This is a genomic window from Rouxiella aceris, from assembly GCF_012933545.1.
GTDB lineage: Bacteria > Pseudomonadota > Gammaproteobacteria > Enterobacterales > Enterobacteriaceae > Rouxiella > Rouxiella aceris.
The window spans coordinates 189,758-210,183 of the sequence record NZ_JAADJU010000003.1 but is presented as its reverse complement, the minus strand read 5'-3'; the positions used below and the strand labels follow the sequence as shown (position 1 = coordinate 210,183).

The window sequence follows — 20,426 nt, the reverse complement described above, 5'->3', positions numbered from 1 at the left end:
CCGGTCAGGCTGTGTAGATATACAAGGAAAAAAATCCCGCCAAGTGTGGGCGGGGTTTCTAATTAACCTTTGCAGCGACTGAATGCTTACCGTAACCCTGCACCGATTTCGGCAGGGGAACTATCGACAGAAAGAATGACATCTTCAATACCATCATCTTTCGTCCTTCCCCATGCTTCCAGTTTTTCATGGCGTGTTGGTGAAATAGTGATAACGTCATTCACACAATGGATGCCACATTTTTTCATATCTTTGAACAAAGCTTTTTTGGTCTTATAGCCATATTTTTCCATCAACATAGCTATCCAGGCCGAATACTGTTCTTCACCTTTTTCAGGGTCAAAAAAAGAACCATATTCCGCCATAGTTAATGTTCTGCTATTTGATAATGCTACTAATATAGTTTCGCCAATACACCCATTCTCTACACTTGGCTGTAAAAGATGGGAAGGGAAAAGAGGATCACATCCGACCATCCCTAATCCTGATTGAGTTTCAATAAGTAGAAATTTATCAGTACAGTAACAGCTAACCCAGTAGTCCTGATTTTTATTAAATTTCATTATTTCACCTGTGTTACCTTAACTGTTACGCCTTTGTTCTTACCATACTCAATGGCCCTGTTAATCGCTGTCCATTTGTAGTCCCCCCTGAATTTAGTCTTACTGCTTGATAGTGTTCTCTGGTTAAAATACAACCAAAGGAGGCTCATCATGAAGAAATCGCGTTTCACTGAAACTCAGATCCTGCTAGTTCTAAAAGAAGTTGAAGGGGGTCGGCATGTTAAGGATGTGTGCCGCGAAAACGGCGTGTCGGAAGCCAGCTATTACAACTGGAAATCTAAATACGGCGGTATGGAGTCTTCTGATATCAAACGAATGAAAGAGCTGGAAGAGGAAAACCGCCGATTAAAGCAGATGTATGCCTCCTTGAGCTTAGATCATGAAATCCTTAAGGATATTGTTTCAAAAAAACTTTAGCGGTACCCGAAAAGCGTGAGTGGGTGCGTTACGTCATGACGGAACATCAGACCAGCGAACGACGCGGGTGCCGGATTATCGGTATAAGTCGAAGCCTGTTGCATTATTCTCCGAATACGGCACGGGATCTGCCCGTGGTCGAGGCACTGCAAAAATTGGCGCATCAGTATCCGGCTTATGGTTTTGGCCTCATGTTCAATAAGTTACGCCAAGCAGGATTACTGTGGAATGCAAAACGGGTTTACCGGGTCTACCGATTATTAAAACTGAACCTTCGGCGTAAAGGAAAAAAACGCTTACCTAACAGGCATCCACAGCCGTTGGTTATTCCGCATAAAATGAACCACTGTTGGGCAGTTGATTTTATGAGTGATGCCTTGGTCGACGGGCGGCGATTCAGGTTATTTAACGTCGTCGATGATTGTAATCGGGAAGCGCTGGCAATCGAGGTTGATTTGAATATACCGGCTCATCGCGTTGTACGCATCCTGGAGCGGTTAAGTGCTGAAAGAGGCTATCCGACATTTATACGCAGCGATAACGGGCCAGAACTTACAGCCACTGCTTTAGCCGAATGGGCAGAGTTGCACGGCGTGATACTCGATTTTATTCAGCCAGGCAGGCCAATGCAAAACGGATTTATTGAGCTATTTAACAAAACGTTACGAACAGAAATACTCGATATGTATCTGTTCAGAACACTGTCAGAAGTCCGTGTGCTAACAGAAGACTGGCGCGCAGAATATAACGAAGAACGTCCGCATAGCTCACTGGGTGATATGCCACCCGTTATCTATGCGAGGCAAAAACTGGCCGGAGATCCTCATTGGCGGTGGTACTAAAAACGGGAGGGACTACACCAAAGGGAATCTATCATATGGATTTCCCTGCTCTCTTGCGTACTTGAAAAAATAATCTGCTAATTATTCAAGTTTCACTACTATCACCTCCAACTTACTTTATTGGCTTAATGAAGCCTTCCTTCACCAATTCATCAATACTCATCGGCAATTGATACTGAGTCCCCATGCCCGGTTTTCCAAACCAAGGAGCTGCGCTTCCAGAGGTTACATCTGGGATCGGCCTTAAAACCTCATACTGCCGATATGGTGATTTCAAACTTGAGTCAGGCAAGGCGCGTTGATCATCCGGCTGGCTGAGGGGTGATCGGCGGGTAAAAAGATCCCGGCTCAGGAGACTGGCCGGGATCGTTGTTTACTACGGATCGGATGGGGGAGATTTGCGAGCTTTACGTTCGTCTATTTTAGCGAAGAGCCATGAACCCAGCCCTCCCGCAGTGCCCGCGATAGTACTTACAACGATGACATCTATAATTACTTCTCGCGTTAAATTCACCTTACCATCAAAAATCAAATCAATACCAACACTAGCTATAAAGAAAAAAATAAAACAACAAACAACAAGATAAACAATACTTAAAAATAAAAGCCTCAAGTTTATTTTCTGTTTTTTATTTTTCAGCATCATTAGAGTCCTTCTTATTTATTTTATCTTTAACTTTATTACCAATAAATTCACCGCCAACAGAACCAATAACATCACTAACAAAGCCAGAGCCAGGGCCTAAAACTGGTTTCAATACAGGCGGTGCAACCACACCAACCACACTACCAAATCCCCAACCAGCTCCTGTACCAGTTAAAGCACCTTTGTCAGGTCCATCAGTAAAGAGCGCTCCACCTGCCGCGATCCCTGCGTTCTGCCATATATTCCAGCCTGGTGCCAGTGCTCCTGTAATGCCGGCCGAGACACTTCCCCAGTAATCCCAGCCTTTATTTTCGTTGCCTGGTTTACTCAGATCGAACCACTGATAAGTACCGTTGGCGATTTCCGCTATTACTGCACCGCCCACCACTTTACCTACCGATGCCGCTGGCCCTAAATAAGCGGCTCCCGCTATCAACACACCATCTTTATATCCATTCACGATAACTTTGGTGATATTGGCACCCTCCGGTAATTCCCCCGTCACCAGCTTATCAGAGGCATACTTAATTTGCTCTGGTGTTGCCGGATTCAGCACTTTGCCGTTTTCATCAGTAAGATTGGTATTATTTACCAGCGATCCCTGGGCCTGGACATTATTCTGGAAGCCGGTACCGAAGCCTTCCAGACCACTCAGCGAGTTATTCTCAACAACAATCCCAACTCTGTGGATGAAATTTTATCCTATCTTCACTCTAAAATCCTTTTAGTTTAAATAGCCTGGCAATAACAAAAACAGCACCAGTGAAAGTACCAATCACACAACCAATTTTAATGATTTTAAGTATATCGGCTTTTGTCAAATCGAAAGATCCTGTTAGCATCCAAACTAAAACGTCTATAGAAAAGGCGATACACAGGAAACTAACCACAATCCCCAGCATACAGGCGATAAATAGAATCAGCAGGTTTAATATTTTCTTATTGAAGGGTTTCATTTCAATTTATCCTCAATGATTGGTTCGAGTTTTTTCCCACCATACTCAGAAGAGAAAGATGCTCCTATGTCGCCAAAACTGCCAGGAATGTTACTGGGTGTTACTTCTTTTGATATACCAAAATCGCCTTTAATTTCAGTATATTTTTGCAAAGTCGGATTAAACTTCGGATCCCGACCACCTTTCCACCAGTTTGCCCCGGCATTAACTCCCCATGAGAGTCCTTTACCAATGCCATAGCCGATACCAGAACCAGCACCATTGATGAGCGCACCAGACAGTGGATCTTTGTCATCAATCCAGTTACCCAGCGCACCACCTGCCGCATTCCAGCCAACGGTACCCGCCAGGCCATTACCCATGCTGATAACATTTACCCAACCCGCTATCACTGCATTCGCCGGATCTATCGTGCCATCCGCCAGATAACTGATACCTGCATTCGCCCCAGCACCCAGTTCCCACATAGCCTGAGCACCACCCGGTAACAGGGTAACGCTACCTGTCGCTAATGCGGCTGCATAAGCTTTATTTTCAGCCTGCCCCCGCTTACAGGCTTCACCAGAAGGATTATCACTACAGGAGAGAACATCAGCACCATGCTCCCTGGCTTTTTCCGTCTGGAGCCATTCACTGCCACCCAGCAGATTATTCTCAACAGCCACCTTCCCGGCCGCCGCGGCCTGTACACCGGCCATCGATGAGTCGTTTAATACTCCTCCGGCCAAGCCCGCTGCCAGCGTACTTAACGCACTGATATTGGCTTTTTGCTCATTCGTCAGGTCCGCTGCCTTGATGCCCGGGTAAAGCTCAGCGCTGATCACCCTCGCCGCCGCTTCACCTCCGGCACCGCCTTACGCCCCTGCAGGCTGGATATGGGTCTGTGGATAGACGCTGTTGATGGCATCCGGGAAGTCCTTCAGACCGTCCACGCAGGCAATCAGGATATCCTGAAGCCCCCGGTTCTTCAGCTCTGTCAGCACACTGAGCCAGAACTTCACCCCTTCCTTTTCGGCCAGCCACATACCCAGCAGCTCTCTCTGGCCTTCGGTGTTAATACCCAGAGCGAGGAACATGGCTTTGTTAATCACGTTGCCGCTGTGACGAACCTTTAAAAAAATATAATCAATAAAAACAATTTGATATAGCTCATCTGGAGGTCGATTTCGCCACTTAATGACCTGCTATTTAACCGCATCGGTGACTTTAGATATCAGCGTAGGTGACACGTTAGCGTCGTATATCTCTTTGAACGTGGCGACGATTCCCCGCGTGGTCATGCCTTTGGCGTACAGGGATAAAATCTGGCTATCCATCTTCGTGATGCGCGTCTGGTTTTTCTTTATGAGCTGAGGCTTGAAGGTGTTTTCGCGGTCACGAGGTGTGCTCAGTTCAATCTCGCCATCGTCGCACAGTAGTGTTTTGGATGAATAACCGTTGCGGGTGTTGGAGCCTGTTTTCGGTGCATTTTTCTCATGGCCCAGATGGTCAGTTACGCTGTTTCGACGGTAAGCTTCGTCAGCATACGAGTAAACTGATTAAGATCGGCTTCGGTTTTAAGGTCTTTAGCCAGTTCGGCCGCAAGTGCCTTGAGTTTCTTTTCGTCCATAAATTGCATGTCTCCATTGTTGGAGTGAAGCTATCAAAAACAGGCAATTACACAATTTTAATTACAGTCTCAAAATCCCAACCGCGAGAGGTTGGGATTCATTTTAGTCTTTAAGACTATGATAAAAATCGAGAACACTTTTTAAATCAGTATTCCATTCCGATATTTTCATACCATCTTCATTATGTGTTGTTCGCGGTTGAGTAAAACTATTTATAGTTTGAGGAGTGAACCCAGGACACTCATCTAAAAATAAAATGCTATTTTGAACGAACACATTATTACCCGAAAAATATAACACCCAAGTTAATATAAAATTCGTATTCTCAGGCTCATACATTGAAACAGCTAAAGTAGCATGCTTTTTATTTGCCAGTCCTTCTTCAAGAGAACTTAACCAGTTATCTTTGTAATCACTTATATTCCAGTAAGATAGAGGTATATTCATCGTTTCTGAAAAATCATCAATGATTATTGATGCAGGCAAAACGCATTCGCCCTCGATATCTACCTGTGTATTTTCAGGAAAAATCCCAAACATATATCAGTCCTTAATCCTGTTTAGATCACCATCATATGTGCCTATACGCTTACCTTTGCGGTCAAACATTTTCCAACCATTGGTAACATTATGACTGTCAACATCAGGCGTGATATACGTTTTACCGTCAAAGAATGCAGGTTGCCCATGAGAATTGAATGGAACTTTAGGCACCGGGATTTTTTGGTCAAAACCTAGTTTTCCGGCCGCTTCTTGAAGTTCTTTCCCTTTAAGAGCTAAATAAGTCAAGTCATCTTTATTCGGCCCGTCCGGGATCGGCGTCGTCGTGGTATTTCCGCCTATATCCGGCGCACCATCGCTACTACCCGTATTGCTTGCGCCCTGCCCGCCACTCTGATCCGGCGTAACCAGTGATGTTCCCTTATTCTGGTCTGGGGCCGGATTTTCCAGCTTGCCACCGGTCGGATCTTTATCCGCTATCGGTAACTCCGTATGTCCCGGCCCACGGCTGCCGTCACGCACCGCGCACTGCTCGCGGGTGCCTTCACAGCTTCCCCCCATCTCCTCGTCGTCGTCTTTACCGCTTACCTGACGAACGCCCTGACCTACCGCGCCGGCGACGGCTGCCGCTTCACCACCTACAACCACAGGGGCCGCCGGTGGTGGGGCCATGAAGTTATTCTCAACAGCCACCTTCCCGGCCGCCGCGGCCTGTATACCGGCCATCGATGAGTCGTTTAATACTCCTCCGGCCAAGCCCGCTGCCAGCGTACTTAACGCACTGATATTGGCTTTTTGCTCATTCGTCAGGTCCGCTGCCTTGATGCCCGGGTAAAGCTCAGCGCTGATCACCCTCGCCGCCGCTTCACCTCCGGCACCGCCAACCGCCCCTGCAGAAAGGGAGCCACCTTGCAGATAGGCAATCAGGGCACCGGCCAGCGCATGACCTGCCAGGTTAGCGGGAACATTCACCTCTCCCTCTTTCGTCGTCGCGATTTTCACCGCTTCCGACAGATAAGGGGCCAGTCCTCCGGCCAACGCCGCACCACCATTCCCTCCGGCTAATCCTGCCAGCGCTCCGCTGATCGCCGTGGCCGCCGTCCAGTAAGTACTACCATTACCATATTTTTGGTCAACTGCAAGATTAGCAGCATCCATCAGCTTTTTCTGTATGTCTGGCGAAGCAGACTGATAATCTTTGTCCGCCAATAGGTTATTGGCAGCTTCCTCTTTGGCCTTCAAGATGAGTTGATCGCTTATCATCACGATCGTCTGCCCGGTGACCTGTTACGTAAGTTGACTTACTATTGCTGCCATCAGGATTTTTGGCATTATCCCGAGAGGCACTGAGGGGCCCCCGACACGCTACCGCCCTGCCGTGGCTTTCGCCTGCAACCCACGCATCATAGCAGCAGCGTCAGCCGCTGCCATCCAGTGTTGGGTTGCGATGATAAGGCAATACAACGCATTCCCAAGCCGAACGCTATGAGCACGCCCGCTTTCAGGCGGTGTCGCTGCAAGGTGCCTGGCTTACCGAAGCCGGGTCTACCGACGGGATGCCGTTAAAAATACGTGTCATGCCCGGCTGCATGGTTATCACCGCCCAGAACACCCGCGAACTGTGGCACTGTCTCGACGGGCTGAGCATTGAACCCTTTGACCCGGACGCCGCCGCCAACTAGATCAGGCATTACCCCGGCGGCCTGACGTTTGCTGAGGAATAACACCCTTATCCTCCCCCCCGGCCCGCACCGGGGATTTTTGTTTCCGCGCGGAGGTGTCGGGGCATGGCCCTGACCGGGTGGTTTTGTCATACCGTCGGCATGACGGTACTGACAAAACATTTCCTGTCCGGTCAATGAAGCTTTTTCTGGCAACCTCACTGCTCACGCTGAAGGGTCGCTGGCTGGAAGATCTCGGCTTCAACACCGGCTATCCCGTTATCGTCACCCTCGAGCACGGGCGGCTGGTGATTGAGGCGGAGCTTAGGATCTGACCGGTAAAAACGACGATCCCAGCTCAGGGGCCGGGATCGTTTTTAACTTTAAATAGGCTCACTTGTTTCTAAAACTGCTTCTTCATATCCTTCAAGATTACTACTTAACCAGTTTTCGTCCTGACGCTTCACATGAAACTTAACCACTGCACCAAATTCATCATGAGAAATAATCACATTTAATTTCTTAACCTGATTATATTTCTTCCAGCAAGACAATATCTTCTCACAAAACAAAAAAGAGTAATCGAGATACCGTTCGGATACATAATCATCAATGTGAAAAGAGTTTACGAAACATTCAACTCCTGTCCTATCAGGAAAATTATCTAATCCTTGGTAATTTTTATAGAGAGAGCGTAAAAAAATACAGCCGTCATCCTCTACAAAACCGCCATTAATCCATGACTGCAAATCATCAGGAAGAGATAACTCCCTCCAATCTGCAAACCTCATTTCCTTTTCCATTAATTGATTGCACTTCATTTCTTCTCTCCTAAATACTGAGTCATCCCTTTATTGATTTCCTTCCTAAATGATGGATCATTCAATAGACTATTTACCGACTTAGGCGCATCGGGGAACGAATCCGTCTTGGGATCATAAAGATATTTATTATCCTTATTATCTTGATAATGTAGTTGCCCCGGTGCCGGATTTTCTACATCTATTCGTTCCTTACCGGCACCTTTCCATATAGTTTTACTGGAGGTCTGAACTCCATTAGCCCCCAACATATGCCCCTCAGTCAAATACGCCAAATCATCCTGACTCGGCCCATCCGGGATCGGCGTCGTGGTGGTATTTCCGGCCGTAGACGGTGCGCCATCGGTTTTTCCGGTATGGCTGGCTCCGTTCTTGTCCGACTGATCCGGCGTCGTCAGCGTGGTGGCCGTGTTCTCTGTCGGGGCCGGATTTTCCAGCTTGCCGCCGGTCGGATCTTTATCCGCTATCGGTAACTCAGTATGTTCCGGCCCACGGGTGCCGTCACGCATCGCGCACTGCTCGCGGGTGCCTTCACAGCTTCCCCCCATCTCCTCGTCGTCGTCTTTACCGCTTACCTGACGAACGCCCTGACCTACCGCGCCGGCGACGGCTGCCGCTTCACCACCTACAACCACAGGGGCCGCCGGTGGTGGGACCATGAAGTTATTCTCAACAACAACATTTCTAAATAATGATAATCTTATCTATTCAAGAATACATATATAACTGATGCAATATATAAAGCGCGGAGCAACCATAATAAAATACCAGCCAGCCCACCGATTTTTCCTTTTAAGAGTATGCTAAAAAATCCTTTTTGCCCCTCAACTACCCCGTTGAAACAACCAGCATATTTATAAAAATATAACGCGGTAAACCAAGTTATCACAATCAATGGAAAGTAAACGACTCCTTCACCATCACGGATAAACTTTAGGGCATATGACAGCGGGAATCCAATAAGTAATGCTACTCGCCCCCAAGACAAACTAAAGGAACTTTTTCTAAGGAAAAATATGCCACTAAAATACTCGTTCATACCTACCGGGGAGTTTAGGGGTATCTTGGTACTTCTAGCATAATGATAGAATGACATAAAAAAGATTGCCATTGATAGCGTGATCGTGATGATGTCGGGGTTCATTTTGCTTTATCTTGGCCGAAGTTATGATGATAGAATTCAGTTCCAGAAGAACCATTGATGTCCATTTTTTCGCCGGCAACATTGGTTGACACGCCACTCCATCCCCACGCAGGTCCCACTCCGAAACTAAAACCAAAACCATCTTTTCCATAAGAGACTTCGCTAGAAATAACCCCAAGTCCTGAGCCTATGGAGCTATTTTTTTCGGAATCAATAGTCCCAGGGAAATATGGTCCAAACTGAATCCCTATCTGCCCAGAGATGCGTCCACCGACAGCTAATGTTTCCCCACGATTAGCTGAAATCTGGTATGGGTCTATACTCGTATCAAAGTAATAACCAGCCCCTGCACCTCCGGCCACTTCACCTTTTACATATGGCTTAACTTTATACTCTGTTCCCCAAGAAGGCCCTTCGCCAGTAGCAATTCTATTCAACCCTTCCTGAGTTTGCTCCTGTGTCAGATTATTGTCTACCGCATACTGATTCCAGGAGGCAACTGCCTGTCCGTAATTCATCATTCCATTTGGCAGGATCAGCGCATTATTCTCCACAGCCACCTTCCCGGCCGCCGCGGCCTGTACACCGGCCATCGATGAGTCGTTTAATACTCCTCCGGCCAAGCCCGCTGCCAGCGTACTTAACGCACTGATATTGGCTTTTTGCTCATTCGTCAGGTCCGCTGCCTTGATGCCTGGGTAAAGCTCAGCGCTGATCACCCTCGCCGCTGCTTCACCTCCTGCACCGCCAACCGCCCCTGCAGAAAGGGAGCCACCTTGCAGATAGGCAATCAGGGCGCCGGCCAGCGCATGACCTGCCAGGTTAGCGGGAACATTCACCTCTCCCTCTTTCGTCGTCGCGATTTTCACCGCTTCCGACAAATAAGGGGCCAGTCCTCCGGCCAACGCAGCGCCACCATTCCCTCCGGCTAATCCGGCCAGCGCTCCGCTGATCGCCGTCGCCGCCGTCCAGTAGGTACTACCAATACCATATTTTTGGTCAACTGCAAGATTAGCTGCATCCATCAGCTTTTTCTGTATGTCTGGCGAAGCAGATTGATAATTTTTGTCCGCCAATAGGTTATTGGCAGCATCCTCTTTGGCATTCAATATCAGCTGATTGCTGATATTGCTTACCGTCTGCGCTGCAACCTGTTGCGCCAGTTGTACTACCGCCTGGTCTTTCTCTATTTTGTCCTTATCAAAGATTTTATCGATATGGCCGTTGGCATCGTCGGTATTGCGACTGAGCGTGCTGATATCCTGTGTCTGCTGACTGGCGTTACGAACTGTAATACTGCCTGCACCAATTGCTGAACGCGTCGTCCCCGAGGCATTGCCGGAGTTGTTGACAAACGTCGGCAAGGCCATCCCACTGTTTTGCATCACTGGGGTTTTGCCGTCCATTTTATTGCTGCCATCAGCATTTTTCGCATTATCCCGAGAGGCACTGACGGAGATCCCTGCGCTGCTGGCACTATAGTCCGCTTTGTTTTGAATATCGCTCCAGCCTAGGCTAGCCGTCGACAGCGCATTTTTCTCGGCCTCCGCCGTGGACGCGATAACAGCCCCGTTAAGTTGGGTATGATTACCAACATAAACGTCAAAACCCTGTGCACCGGCAAAGAGTCCGCTCTGGTCACCCACGCTGGCGTACTCGCTGTTTATTTTTGACTTGCTCATGCTCAGCGAAGCCGAGCCGGTCATGGTGCCAAAGGTGAAACTCAGCCCCCCGCTGATACTTTGCTGCTGGCTGGTATAGTTATCGGTGTCCTGCAGACTGGTGATCGTTAAGTCTCGTCCCACATTGGCGGTGATTTTATCGCCCATTGCCTGTGCGCCGGACAACACAGTATCGCGACCGCTGCTTAGGGTCAGGGTATCTTTGCCATTGATACGGGTGTTGACGTAATCGGTGGTATCACCATCTGCCGAACCTTTGGAGAGATAGCCGCTGGCCTGAAAACCGATACCGGTTTCTTTGCCTACCGAGATATGCACGCCACCGCTCCAGCCACTGGCGCTGTTGCTACTGGTTTCCTGACTGGTATCAGTCGCCGCCTGCAGAAGCAGATCATTTTTCGCGGCCAGGGTCACTTTATTACCGGTTACCCCGCTGCCGATGATATTCAGATCACCGCTTTGTCCCCGCGCCCCGGTCGCCACGATATTAACGTTACTGCCACCGCTGAGCGTGCTGCTACTGGCCTGACGTTGCGCCAGTTCAGAAGTCGAGGTGTTTTTACTGGCCCCGACATTCAGTTGGATCTGTACGCTGCCGCCGTAATCACCGTTTTGCAGCGCCTTGGCCTGATCGGCAATGCCGCCGGATTGTTTGGCTGCCCAGGCATCCTGGACCGCTGCCATACCGTACAAGGCACCCAGGCGGGCATCCCCGGAATCACTCGCCTTTTTGACGCTGCTGCCAATGGACAACAACGCATCCGTGATCGGACTGGACAACGACAGCGTCAGACCGCTTTGCTTCTGTTCATAAATCTGCTTGCGGGTCAGCATATCGTTGCCCGTATCGATAGTGACCGCACCGCCAACCACGTTCAGATCGTTTTTGGCAATGACATCCGACCCGCTGATATGCGCTTTCTCACCGGCAATCAGATTGACATTACCGCCGGTGCTGCCAATGGCGCTGCTGCTCTGGCTTTCGGTGGTGCCGTTCTGATTGATCTGCTGCCGGGTCGATTTGCTGCCAAAGGTTACGCCCAGGCTACCGCCACTAAACATGCCGCTGGTTTTCTTCTCATCGAGACGATAGCTAGACTGCTGTTCAGTAGCGGCGGTGATATTCAGGTCTTTCCCCGCCTGCAAGGTCACGTCCCCGCTGCCGACGACCGACGAGCCACTGACACCGATATTCTGCCCGGCAACCAGCGAGACATTACTGCCACTCAGCTGTGAGCCCTGTTCTTGGGTGCTGAAGTCCTCTTTGACGGTATGGGTGGTGGTTTTCGAGAACAGATGACGCGATGTTTTACTCTCTTCGTCATAGCTGTAGTCACTGGCAGTGGCCGAGTTAACGTTAATATCCCGTCCGGCATTTAGCGCCAGGTCGCCGCTGGCAGTGACGCCCGCTGCCTGGGCATTGATATCCTGACCGGCTTGAATATGCGTTGCCGCACCGCTGGTGATCTCGGTGCCCTGCTGGCGCACTGACTCGCTGATATGTTCACTGTGGCTGTCATGGTTTTCGCTGTAACTACTGGTTTGCTGCGCGGCGAGATTGACATCACGGCCAGCGCTGAGGCTGGCGTTGAGATCGGCGGCCAACTGCGCCGCCTGTGAGTTGATATCGCGCCCGGCACTCAGCGCCAGGTTGCCGCCGCTGCTTAGGGTGCTGCGGGTGGCATTATTGCTGTCGTTCTGGCTATTGGCAGTGGTCTGATGGCTGCTTTTATCCATCGCAGCAAGCGTGATATCACGCCCGGCGGACAGGCTGGCGTCACCGGTGGCAGTCACTGCGCTGGCTGCCACTGTCAGATCCTGTCCGGCACTAGCGCGCAAGTTGCCGCCGGCACTGACGCTGCTGGCCTGGCTGTCACTGGTGTGCGTATTGCCGCTGGCAGTGGTTTTGGCAGTGCTTAAGGCATTGCCCTGGATATTGATATCATTGAGCGCCACCAGTTGCAGGTCACTGCCTGCGGTCAATTTGGCCCCGGTGTTATTGATATTGTTACCGGCAGACAGGGACAGTCCCTTACCGGCAGAAATAGTGGCCATATCGCCAGTGAGAGTCTGGCTAAAGTTCAGTTGGGTGCCGCTGTTTTTGCTGCTCACCGGCGCGGCGGTCCACTGCTGTGCCTGGGTGATATTGTTGATATTGCCGTTAAGCGAGGTCAGCGCCACTGTCTGGCCACTAATCGAGGCGCCAATATTGTTGATATCGCCCAGTGAGCTCAGTTGCAGACTGCCGCTGGACGCAATCAACCCGGCATTGAGGTTATCCAGGGTGCTGCTGCTTTTTGCTACCAGTTGAGTCTGTGCCTGCAAGGTACTGCCGGCATTGACGATATGGCCAGCATCGAGATTCACCGTACTGCCGGAAATCACGCTGCCAGTCAGCGCCTGGGTATCGTTGGCGGCCAGGTAGAGTTTGGGAGCCAATACGGTCTGGCCATTGACGGTGGTTTTTTCCCACCAGACAATACTTTTGCTCAGGGCTGCCACCTGCTCGGGCGACAGGCTGACGCCCAGTTGCAGGCCCAGTCCCTGCTGCTGGTCGGCAGCGTTATTAATCAGATACTGCATCTGTTGCAAGTCGGACCCGGTGCCACCCACATAGCGCTGCCCAGTCTGGCTAAGCACCGCATTGCTGACATAACGGGTATCAAAGGCGGCATCGCCGAGGAATTTATAGTCGTAATTCGGCGTCAGGTTCAGGCGCTGCAAGAAGTAGCTCGATCCAATAAACTGGCTTTCGTCGGTATAGACCGGGGCTGTTTCAATTCGCGGATTGCCCGGTGTGCCCGGTTGCACTACCGGGTTCACCACCGTGCCTTGCGCCGGTACGCTGCCAGCAACCAGGGTCGGAGCGACGCTATGTTGGGCGTTCAGTTGACTGACCGTGGAGAGCGATGACGGAGAGCGCGCCAGGTAATCATTTAAGGCGCTAAACAGCGACGGATCGGTTTTGCCGATACCGCCCAGCTGTGGGTTGGTGGTGATCAGATAACGACTGGCCGGATCCTGACTGGCTACAAACAGGCCGTTATTGCTGGTAGGTAACGGGTAATCCGTCAGCGAGGCCCCCTGATTGCCAATTTGCATCAGGGCGTTATTGATGGCATCCGTCCATTGGCCCGAACCCACCACCAGATTTTGACCGGCGGCCAGTTGCTGGCGTTGAGCGCCTCCCACCTGTTGCAGCCCTGCGGTACCGCTTAACGTTGGTGCGCTAAGGGCATGAGACAAATTGCCCGCATTGGCGGTGGTGGTGGTATTGCTGATATTATTACTAAAACTGGCGTTAACGGCGCCGCCTGCCTGGATCACCGAGCGATATTCGCCGCCAATAGTTGAGGTAGTTTCGTACTCAGGTGCACCGGATAAATAAAAGGTAAATGTTGCATCATTGGTAAAATCATCATAACCATTACTACTGCCCTTACGTACCAAGTAATGCTTGCTGCCTAATTTAGTATCAAATACATAGGTCAGATATTCACTTTGTACTGAGTTGGTATAAGACTGATTATTAAGCGACCCGCCGGATAACGTCATATTTTGGCCGGACAACATATTTCCTGCGATATTGTCCAGGGTGCCAGCGTTGACATTCAGGTTATTATTCGCGGCGATCCGCCCGGCACCACCCTTAGCAGTTACGACCACCGTTGATGTGCCGACCAGCAGCCTTTTTTCTTTGCCGCTATTGATTGGCTCCATAAAGGTATTGAAAACATCAGTACCGTTATTTTTACCGTTGCTCCCCTCATGATGCCAGGTGGTGGTGGTCTCCAGTTCGGCGGGATCGAAATCTGCCTTTACAAGCTGTATCGAATTGGCGGACCCAGACGCCTGACTATCCCCGGCCTGATACGAACTCGAAGTACTCAACCCATCACGCTGATTAAGCAAATGACCAGTATTAATGGTGATATCACCGTTGGTGGTTTCAATATTCCCTGACGTGTTAATTACTTCATTATTGGCATTTCCCGCCACGTCTTTTTGCAGCCACAGGCTGTTGCCTGCCAGAATATCGCCGTGATTATTGTAAATACTGTCAGCCAGCAGTTGCAGGGTGTTGCCGGCATACAGCAGGGCGCTATTGGTCAGTGGCCCGACAGCGGACATCAGCAGATTACCGGCGCTGCCGACAAAACCGCTGTTGATCAGCTGACCGTGGCTGTTCAGACGGATATCGCCTCCCGACTGCACGCTGCCGTTGCCATTCAGGGTCAGGGTATTGGCTTCCACCGCCACCGTGCCGCCTCCGCCGCGCAGCTGGCCGTTATTGACAAAATTACCCGTCGCGTTCAGTTGAATGGCGTTGCCCTGCAGGGTGCCCAGCACATTGAGGTCGCCCTGGGTGCTCAGCGCCAGGGTTTGCCCGGCGGCCAGCGTGCCGGTCTGCGTTAGTCCGCTCCCCAGTTGCAAGGTCATATTGCCCAGCGCCAGCAAACTGCCGGACTGGTTGAGCGCCGGGGTCACCAGCGTCAGATCGCCGGCGCTGTACAGGTTACCGCCCGCCTGGTTGTCGGCGTACTGTACATTCAGTCCCAGCGCCTGACTGCCCAGGACGGTACCATTATTATGCAGGACGCTGCCGTTCAGTTGCAGACGGTCCCCCTGCAACTGGCCGCCATTGCTGATTTGGTCGACGTAAAGAGCACTATCTCCCAGTCCGCTGAGAGTCCCGCTGTTACTCAGTGTATTGCCGCTTAAGGTCAGTCCCTGCGCCTGTAGCACACCACTGTTGCTCAGTGTGGGAGCCGACAGAGTCAGCCGATCCCCGGTCAACAAACGGCCCTGATTGTCCAGACTATTGCCCAATGTCAGCAGGCTAACACCATCGCCCTGCAACAACCCCTGGTTTACCAGCGTCTGCGCGCCGATATCCAATGTTCCCTGGCTGCGCAGCGTACCGCCGCCAGCGTTACCCACACCGTCTTGTATCCGTGCCTGCAGACTTTGCTGCCCTTGCAACACCCCGTTATTCCACAGCGTGCGGGCGGTCAGCAGCAGGTGATTGGCTTGCAACGTACCGCTGTTACTGAGGCTATCGGCGTTGAGATTAGCGGTGCCGCCACTGAGCAATGACCCGCCCTGCAACAGCTGCAACTGCCCGCCGAGCGTAGTGGTCAGCCCGCTGACGCCGCTGATGGCACCGCGACTGCTCAGGCTGCCGCCCTGCAGGGTCAGATTATCCGCCGACCAGTTGCCTTGATTAGTCAGGCTGGCGGCTTGCAATACCGCCAGACCACGAGAGACCAGACTGCCCTGCGCGCCGGTATTCAGTGCACCACTCAGTGCCAGCGAGGCGCGGGAAGCCGTCTGTATTGCCCCATTGAGATCCAGCTGGTTGGCATGTAAATCCGCACTGTCCGCCTGCCAGGTGCCGTTGTTGGTCACCTGCCCGGCAGTCACCGACAGCGCGTTCTGGGTCAGCAGTTTGCCGGAGGTGGCGTTGGTCAGGTCCTGCTGCAGCTGCAGCGTTAACCCTTGCAGGCCAATCAGATTACCGCTGTTATCGACGCCCCCCGCGTTCAGGGTCAGAGTGTTGCCCTGGATCTGCCCTTGATTGCTCAATCGGGTGGTGGTTAGCGTAGCGTCTTGATTACTGAGTAGTTGCCCGCTGTTTTCCAGCGTGGCGGCGTTCAGCGTGGCATTGGCCGAAGTCAGCAGGCTGCCGGTATTCGTCAGATCGCCCTGCATACGAGCATTTAGCCCACCGCTGCCCAGCAACGTACCGCTGTTATTAAGTCTATTGCCGCTCAGGTTCAGTTGTGCACCCTGCAAACGCCCCTGGTTTTGGGTGTCACCGGCCTGCACCGCCAGTAACCCGCCGGCCAGCACCTGCCCGGAGGCAGCGTTGCCCAGTGAATCCGTCGTCAGGTTGGCGTCACCATTGCCTTGCAGCAGACCATAGTTGCTGATGCTGCCCGCATTCACCCCGAGGGTTTGTGCCGCCAGTGTGCCGTTATTGACCAGGGTGGGCGCAGTCAGCGTTACGCCACGACTGGCGGAGATCACCCCCGCCTGCTGGTTGTTCAGGCCGCCGCTGGCCTGGATATCGAGATCACCCGCGGTGATATTGCCCTGATTGACCTGGGTCTGCCCGGCCAGGCTCATCAGGTTTTGCGCCGCCAGACTGCCCTGCTGTTGCAGCGTCTGCGCCTGAATATGCAGGCCGTTATCGGCGGTGAGACTGCCTCGGTTAGTCAGCGTCGTGGCGGTCACCGTGATATCCCTGGCCCCCAGCGTCGCGGCGTTGTTAAGGGTATCCCCCTGCAGCGTCAGCGTCCCCGGCGTCAGCAGCTTGCCGTTTAAATCGGCCTGCTGGCGGGCATCGATCCCCAGCGCAGTTTTGCCCTGGGTCTGTGAATTCTGCGCGGTGGTCAGTTGCTGCGTGGTCAGCGCCAGATTGCCGTCTGAGGAGAGAAAACCGCCCAGGCTGGCCACATTGGCATTAAGCCGGATATCGCCCTGGCTGGTCTGTTGTGATCCGCTGCGGCTGGTCAGCGTGGTGGCCGTCAGATCAGCGCCCTGCGTTCCGCTCAGGGTGCCGCCCAGATCTGCCCGCGCCGTATTGAGGGTCAGCCGGCCGTCCGCCAGCAGCGAACTGCTGTCGCCGGCAGTCAGGCCGTCGCGCAGCGTCAGGGTCAGATTGCCCTGGGTGCCGGTCAGCCCCTGATTGTTAAGCTGATTGAGTATCAGCGTTTGGTCGCTGCCCGACTGCGCCGTACCGTTATTATTCAAGGTTTCGCCGGTCAGTTGCTGGCTGCCCAGCGACTGCAGCAGCCCCTGATTGCTCAGGGTACCGAAGCTGAACTGGCCGTTGCGGTTAGCCGCCAGCGTGCCGTCGTTGCTAAAATCGCCGGAAGTGAAGCTCAGATCCCGTCCGGCAATCAGACTGCCGGACCACTGGCCAGCGGTGGCGGTCGTCTGCACATCGTTTTGGGCCGAGGTTTTGCCGCCCACCGCCGCATTCAATTGGTCAGCCGTAATCGCCAGATTATTCCCGGCATGGGTGGCCCCGTCGAGCTGCTGTTGCGTTGCACTCAGATGCATATCCCCGAGGGAGGAAAGCTCGCCGCTGTCGGTTAGTTGCAGCGCCCCCCCGCTGGCTTCCAGCGTCTGACCATCCAGCGCTCCTGCCAACTGAGCCTCATGGCGGGCGACCAGTGATAAATCCTGGTCACTGTGAAGACTGCCCTGGCTGCCGACATTCAGGTCATTGGAGGTCAGAGCGATATTGCCTGCTGTGGAAAGCTGGCCGTTTAGCGTCTGTTGCCCGGCATTCAGTCGGATATTACCCAGGCTGGACAGGCGCGAAGCCTGGCCGGTGGTGACGCCATCGCTGTCGAGCGACAGACCGTTTTTCCCGGTCAGTACGCCGTTAAAGGTCAGTTGACCGCCGCCGAGCGTCAGTTGGTCACCGGCAAACAGTGCCCCCTGCTCTGCGACGGTGGCGGTGCCGTCAACCTGTAACCCCAGCGACTGCTGTGAGCCAATCAGCCCCTGGCTATCGAGAGTGTTGGTGTGGATCTGCTGTGCGCCGCCGGACTGTAAGCGGCCGCTATTGGCCAGGTCCGTGGTCGTCAACATCTGGCTGCCCTGAGCCTGCACCAGTCCGCTGTTGGTCAGAGTCTGTGCCGTGAGTTGCGTATCCCCCGCTGCCGCCAGGGTACCGTTATTGGTCAGTCTCGCCGCATTGACGCCGAGATTACCGCCAGCCGTCAGGCTGCCGTTCCACTCTCCCCCGTCCCCCGCGCTGGCCTGGATATTGCCAACCGCATAGACCTGGGCGCTGGCGACGGAACTGAGATCACCGCTGCCCAGTTGCAGGTTTTGCCCGGCGCGCAGATTACCGCCGAGCATCGCGCTATCGCGGGCCTGAATATCCGCATCGTTCCCCGCCTGGATCTGCGACCCGGCCAGGGTGGTCAGTTGCCCGAAGTGACCGCCAAGCCGCTGATCAGTGGACAGCAGGCCGCCAAGCTGCGCGTTGTCCGCATTAAGTAGCAGTTCACCGCTGCCGGCAATACTAGACCCTGCCTCGGTAGTAAGAGTACCAAAGGTCAACTGGCTGTTCTGTCGGCCGGTGAAGGTCCCGGCCAATGCCCCCTGATCGGCAGCCACGGTCAGCGCTCCACCGGCATCAACGCTGCCCGTGCGACTCTGCGTAAAATCACGGGTAGCCACCAGTTGCAAAGCGCCTTGTGCGTTGATCGCCCCCTGATTATGCAGGCTGCCTGTCGTAAGCTGCTGCGCGCCGTTTGCCTGAATATACCCGCTGTTATCCAGCGTGCTGGCCTGCAGACTTTGACTGCCCAGCGCCTGCAGGGTACCACTGTTGCTCAGATGCTGGGTGCTCAGGTGGGCATTGCCGCCCGCGGCCAGCGTGCCCTGGTTAGCAAAATCACCGGTGTTCAGTTGCAGGTCTTTTCCCGCCGTCAGCGAGCCTTGCCACTGGCCGCCGCTGGCAGTGGCATTGATATTACCGGCTGCCGAGACCCGTGCCGGGCGGTCAGACGTCAGTTGTGTGGCATTCAGTTGTAGCTGGCCACCGCTGGTCAGCTGGCTGCCCTGCACCGCCAGCTCGCCCTGGCTGTTAAGCGCCATATCGCCGCCCGACTGCTGCGCGCCCTGCAAGGCGATAGCCTGGGCATTGGCGGTCAGTTGCCCCTGAGCGGTCGTATTGGCCAGCGTCAACTTGCCGCTGGCATCCAGTTGGATATCGCCGGTGGCGGCACTGAGATTGCCGAGATTGACCCCAACGCCCTTATCGCTGGAGACCAGATGGATACGGTTGGCATACATGCCGCCCAGCGCCCCGGTATCAATAGCGACCACCGGCTGTGCTGCACCGGCGATTGGCGTGGCATGTCCCTGGGCATCCAGATGATTGGCTCCCAGCGTGACCTGCAGATCCCTGGCGTAAATCCCGGCGTTGATTTGTGCCGCACGGGACACCAGCGAAAAATAGTCGCTCTGGCGGGCATCCAGCCCCTGACCTTCAACGGTGATCGCGCCCTGGGTGACTTCCAGCGATTGCAGCGATCCATCGGCCGCCAGCACCGGCTTGCCGGTGGTTAGCGTGGCGTTGGGCGTATTGAGAAAGCCGCAGCCGTTACAGGTGATACCAAAAGGGTTGGCAACCATCACATTGGCAGCAGGACCAGCGACTTCCAGATAGCCATTAAGCTGTGAGGGGTTGGCAGCCACCACTTCGTTGATAATGCCGCGGGCTTCCTTGCCCGCCTGCAGATTTGGGTTGTTCTGGATCAGACCGCCCAACTGGGTGGGGGTCAGTTTGCCGCTGGCATTATTGAGGATCAGCCCCTGGCTGCCGACGTTAAAATCGTTGTACTGATTATGGGAGATCCCCGCCTGATTGGGCGTGGCAATATTAATCACCGGCACGCCGTTGGCCGCCTGATCCAGCGAGGTATTGCCATTGGCTACCGTCACTCCGGCGGCCAGCGCCGGCATCACCGGTTGCCACACCAGCCAGGTCATCAGACCATAACTCAACCAACGTTTCCAACGCGCTACCGGCAGGGGTTTATTTACCTTCATCCTT

At 53.1% G+C, this 20,426-nt stretch carries 14 protein-coding genes and 2 pseudogenes; 3 read left to right on the top strand and 13 right to left on the bottom strand.

Annotated features, from left to right (window positions below; genetic code table 11):
• Positions 1-86: 86 nt before the first annotated feature.
• Positions 87-563, bottom strand: coding sequence for a contact-dependent growth inhibition system immunity protein (locus tag GW590_RS06965; RefSeq protein WP_169402293.1), 477 nt, complete (start codon positions 561-563; stop codon positions 87-89).
• 150 nt (positions 564-713) lie between these two features.
• Here GW590_RS06965 and GW590_RS06960 point away from each other — a divergent pair.
• Positions 714-1,822, top strand: a protein-coding gene (locus GW590_RS06960) for an IS3 family transposase (protein ID WP_169402292.1) whose coding sequence is annotated in 2 segments (ribosomal slippage) — positions 714-966 and positions 966-1,822 — 1,110 coding nt in all. Because the reading frame shifts where the segments join, the coding sequence is not laid out codon by codon here.
• A 112-nt stretch (positions 1,823-1,934) separates the two neighbouring features.
• Here the strand turns inward: GW590_RS06960 and GW590_RS24610 are convergent.
• The 8 genes and pseudogenes from GW590_RS24610 to GW590_RS06920 form a co-directional block, all read right to left on the bottom strand.
• The gene (locus GW590_RS24610) at positions 1,935-2,174 is read right to left on the bottom strand and encodes a TNT domain-containing protein (protein WP_408014917.1); all 240 of its coding nucleotides are present in this window, start codon (positions 2,172-2,174) and stop codon (positions 1,935-1,937) included.
• A 24-nt stretch (positions 2,175-2,198) separates the two neighbouring features.
• Positions 2,199-2,468 carry a hypothetical protein gene (locus tag GW590_RS06950; protein ID WP_169402291.1) on the bottom strand — a complete coding sequence of 90 codons (270 nt, stop codon included), beginning with the start codon at positions 2,466-2,468 and terminating at the stop codon, positions 2,199-2,201.
• Positions 2,452-3,024, bottom strand: a complete 573-nt coding sequence (locus GW590_RS06945) for an adhesin (RefSeq protein WP_328803052.1) — start codon at positions 3,022-3,024, stop codon at positions 2,452-2,454. Before GW590_RS06945 ends, GW590_RS06950 begins: the two co-directional genes overlap by 17 nt.
• 157 nt (positions 3,025-3,181) lie before the next feature.
• Positions 3,182-3,424: a hypothetical protein gene (locus GW590_RS06940; protein WP_169402290.1), complete on the bottom strand. Its 243-nt coding sequence runs from the start codon at positions 3,422-3,424 to the stop codon at positions 3,182-3,184.
• Positions 3,421-4,278, bottom strand: a pseudogene (locus GW590_RS06935) (VENN motif pre-toxin domain-containing protein); the annotation flags it as partial. The gene GW590_RS06940 and the pseudogene GW590_RS06935, both read right to left, overlap by 4 nt.
• Before the next feature lie 15 nt (positions 4,279-4,293).
• A pseudogene (locus tag GW590_RS06930) lies at positions 4,294-5,033 on the bottom strand (IS256 family transposase); the annotation flags it as partial.
• Positions 5,034-5,136: 103 nt separating this feature from the next.
• A complete protein-coding gene (locus GW590_RS06925; protein ID WP_169402289.1) occupies positions 5,137-5,574 on the bottom strand; it encodes a hypothetical protein in 438 nt (145 codons plus the stop codon).
• A gap of 3 nt (positions 5,575-5,577) precedes the next feature.
• A complete protein-coding gene (locus tag GW590_RS06920; protein WP_169402288.1) occupies positions 5,578-6,798 on the bottom strand; it encodes a VENN motif pre-toxin domain-containing protein in 1,221 nt (406 codons plus the stop codon).
• A gap of 245 nt (positions 6,799-7,043) precedes the next feature.
• On the opposite strand from GW590_RS06920, the gene GW590_RS24305 reads away from it, so the two are divergent.
• On the top strand, positions 7,044-7,217 hold the full coding sequence (locus tag GW590_RS24305; protein WP_328803050.1) for a SymE family type I addiction module toxin: 174 nt from the start codon (positions 7,044-7,046) through the stop codon (positions 7,215-7,217).
• A 95-nt stretch (positions 7,218-7,312) separates the two neighbouring features.
• Positions 7,313-7,531, top strand: a complete 219-nt coding sequence (locus GW590_RS24525; RefSeq protein WP_328803049.1) for a SymE family type I addiction module toxin — start codon at positions 7,313-7,315, stop codon at positions 7,529-7,531.
• A 48-nt stretch (positions 7,532-7,579) separates the two neighbouring features.
• Here the strand turns inward: GW590_RS24525 and GW590_RS06905 are convergent, their stop codons facing one another.
• Genes GW590_RS06905 through GW590_RS06890 form a run of 4 tightly spaced genes read right to left on the bottom strand, consistent with a single transcriptional unit; the run spans position 7,580 to position 20,422 of the window.
• Positions 7,580-8,017, bottom strand: a complete 438-nt coding sequence (locus tag GW590_RS06905) for a hypothetical protein (protein WP_169402286.1) — start codon at positions 8,015-8,017, stop codon at positions 7,580-7,582.
• Positions 8,014-8,676: a hypothetical protein gene (locus GW590_RS06900; protein ID WP_169402285.1), complete on the bottom strand. Its 663-nt coding sequence runs from the start codon at positions 8,674-8,676 to the stop codon at positions 8,014-8,016. The genes GW590_RS06905 and GW590_RS06900 overlap by 4 nt, the downstream gene beginning before the upstream one ends.
• 41 nt (positions 8,677-8,717) lie before the next feature.
• Positions 8,718-9,161 (bottom strand): hypothetical protein, encoded by a 444-nt coding sequence (locus tag GW590_RS06895; RefSeq protein ID WP_169402284.1) that lies wholly within the window; start codon positions 9,159-9,161, stop codon positions 8,718-8,720.
• A complete protein-coding gene (locus tag GW590_RS06890; RefSeq protein WP_169402283.1) occupies positions 9,158-20,422 on the bottom strand; it encodes a hemagglutinin repeat-containing protein in 11,265 nt (3,754 codons plus the stop codon). The genes GW590_RS06895 and GW590_RS06890 overlap by 4 nt, the downstream gene beginning before the upstream one ends.
• Positions 20,423-20,426: the final 4 nt, after the last annotated feature.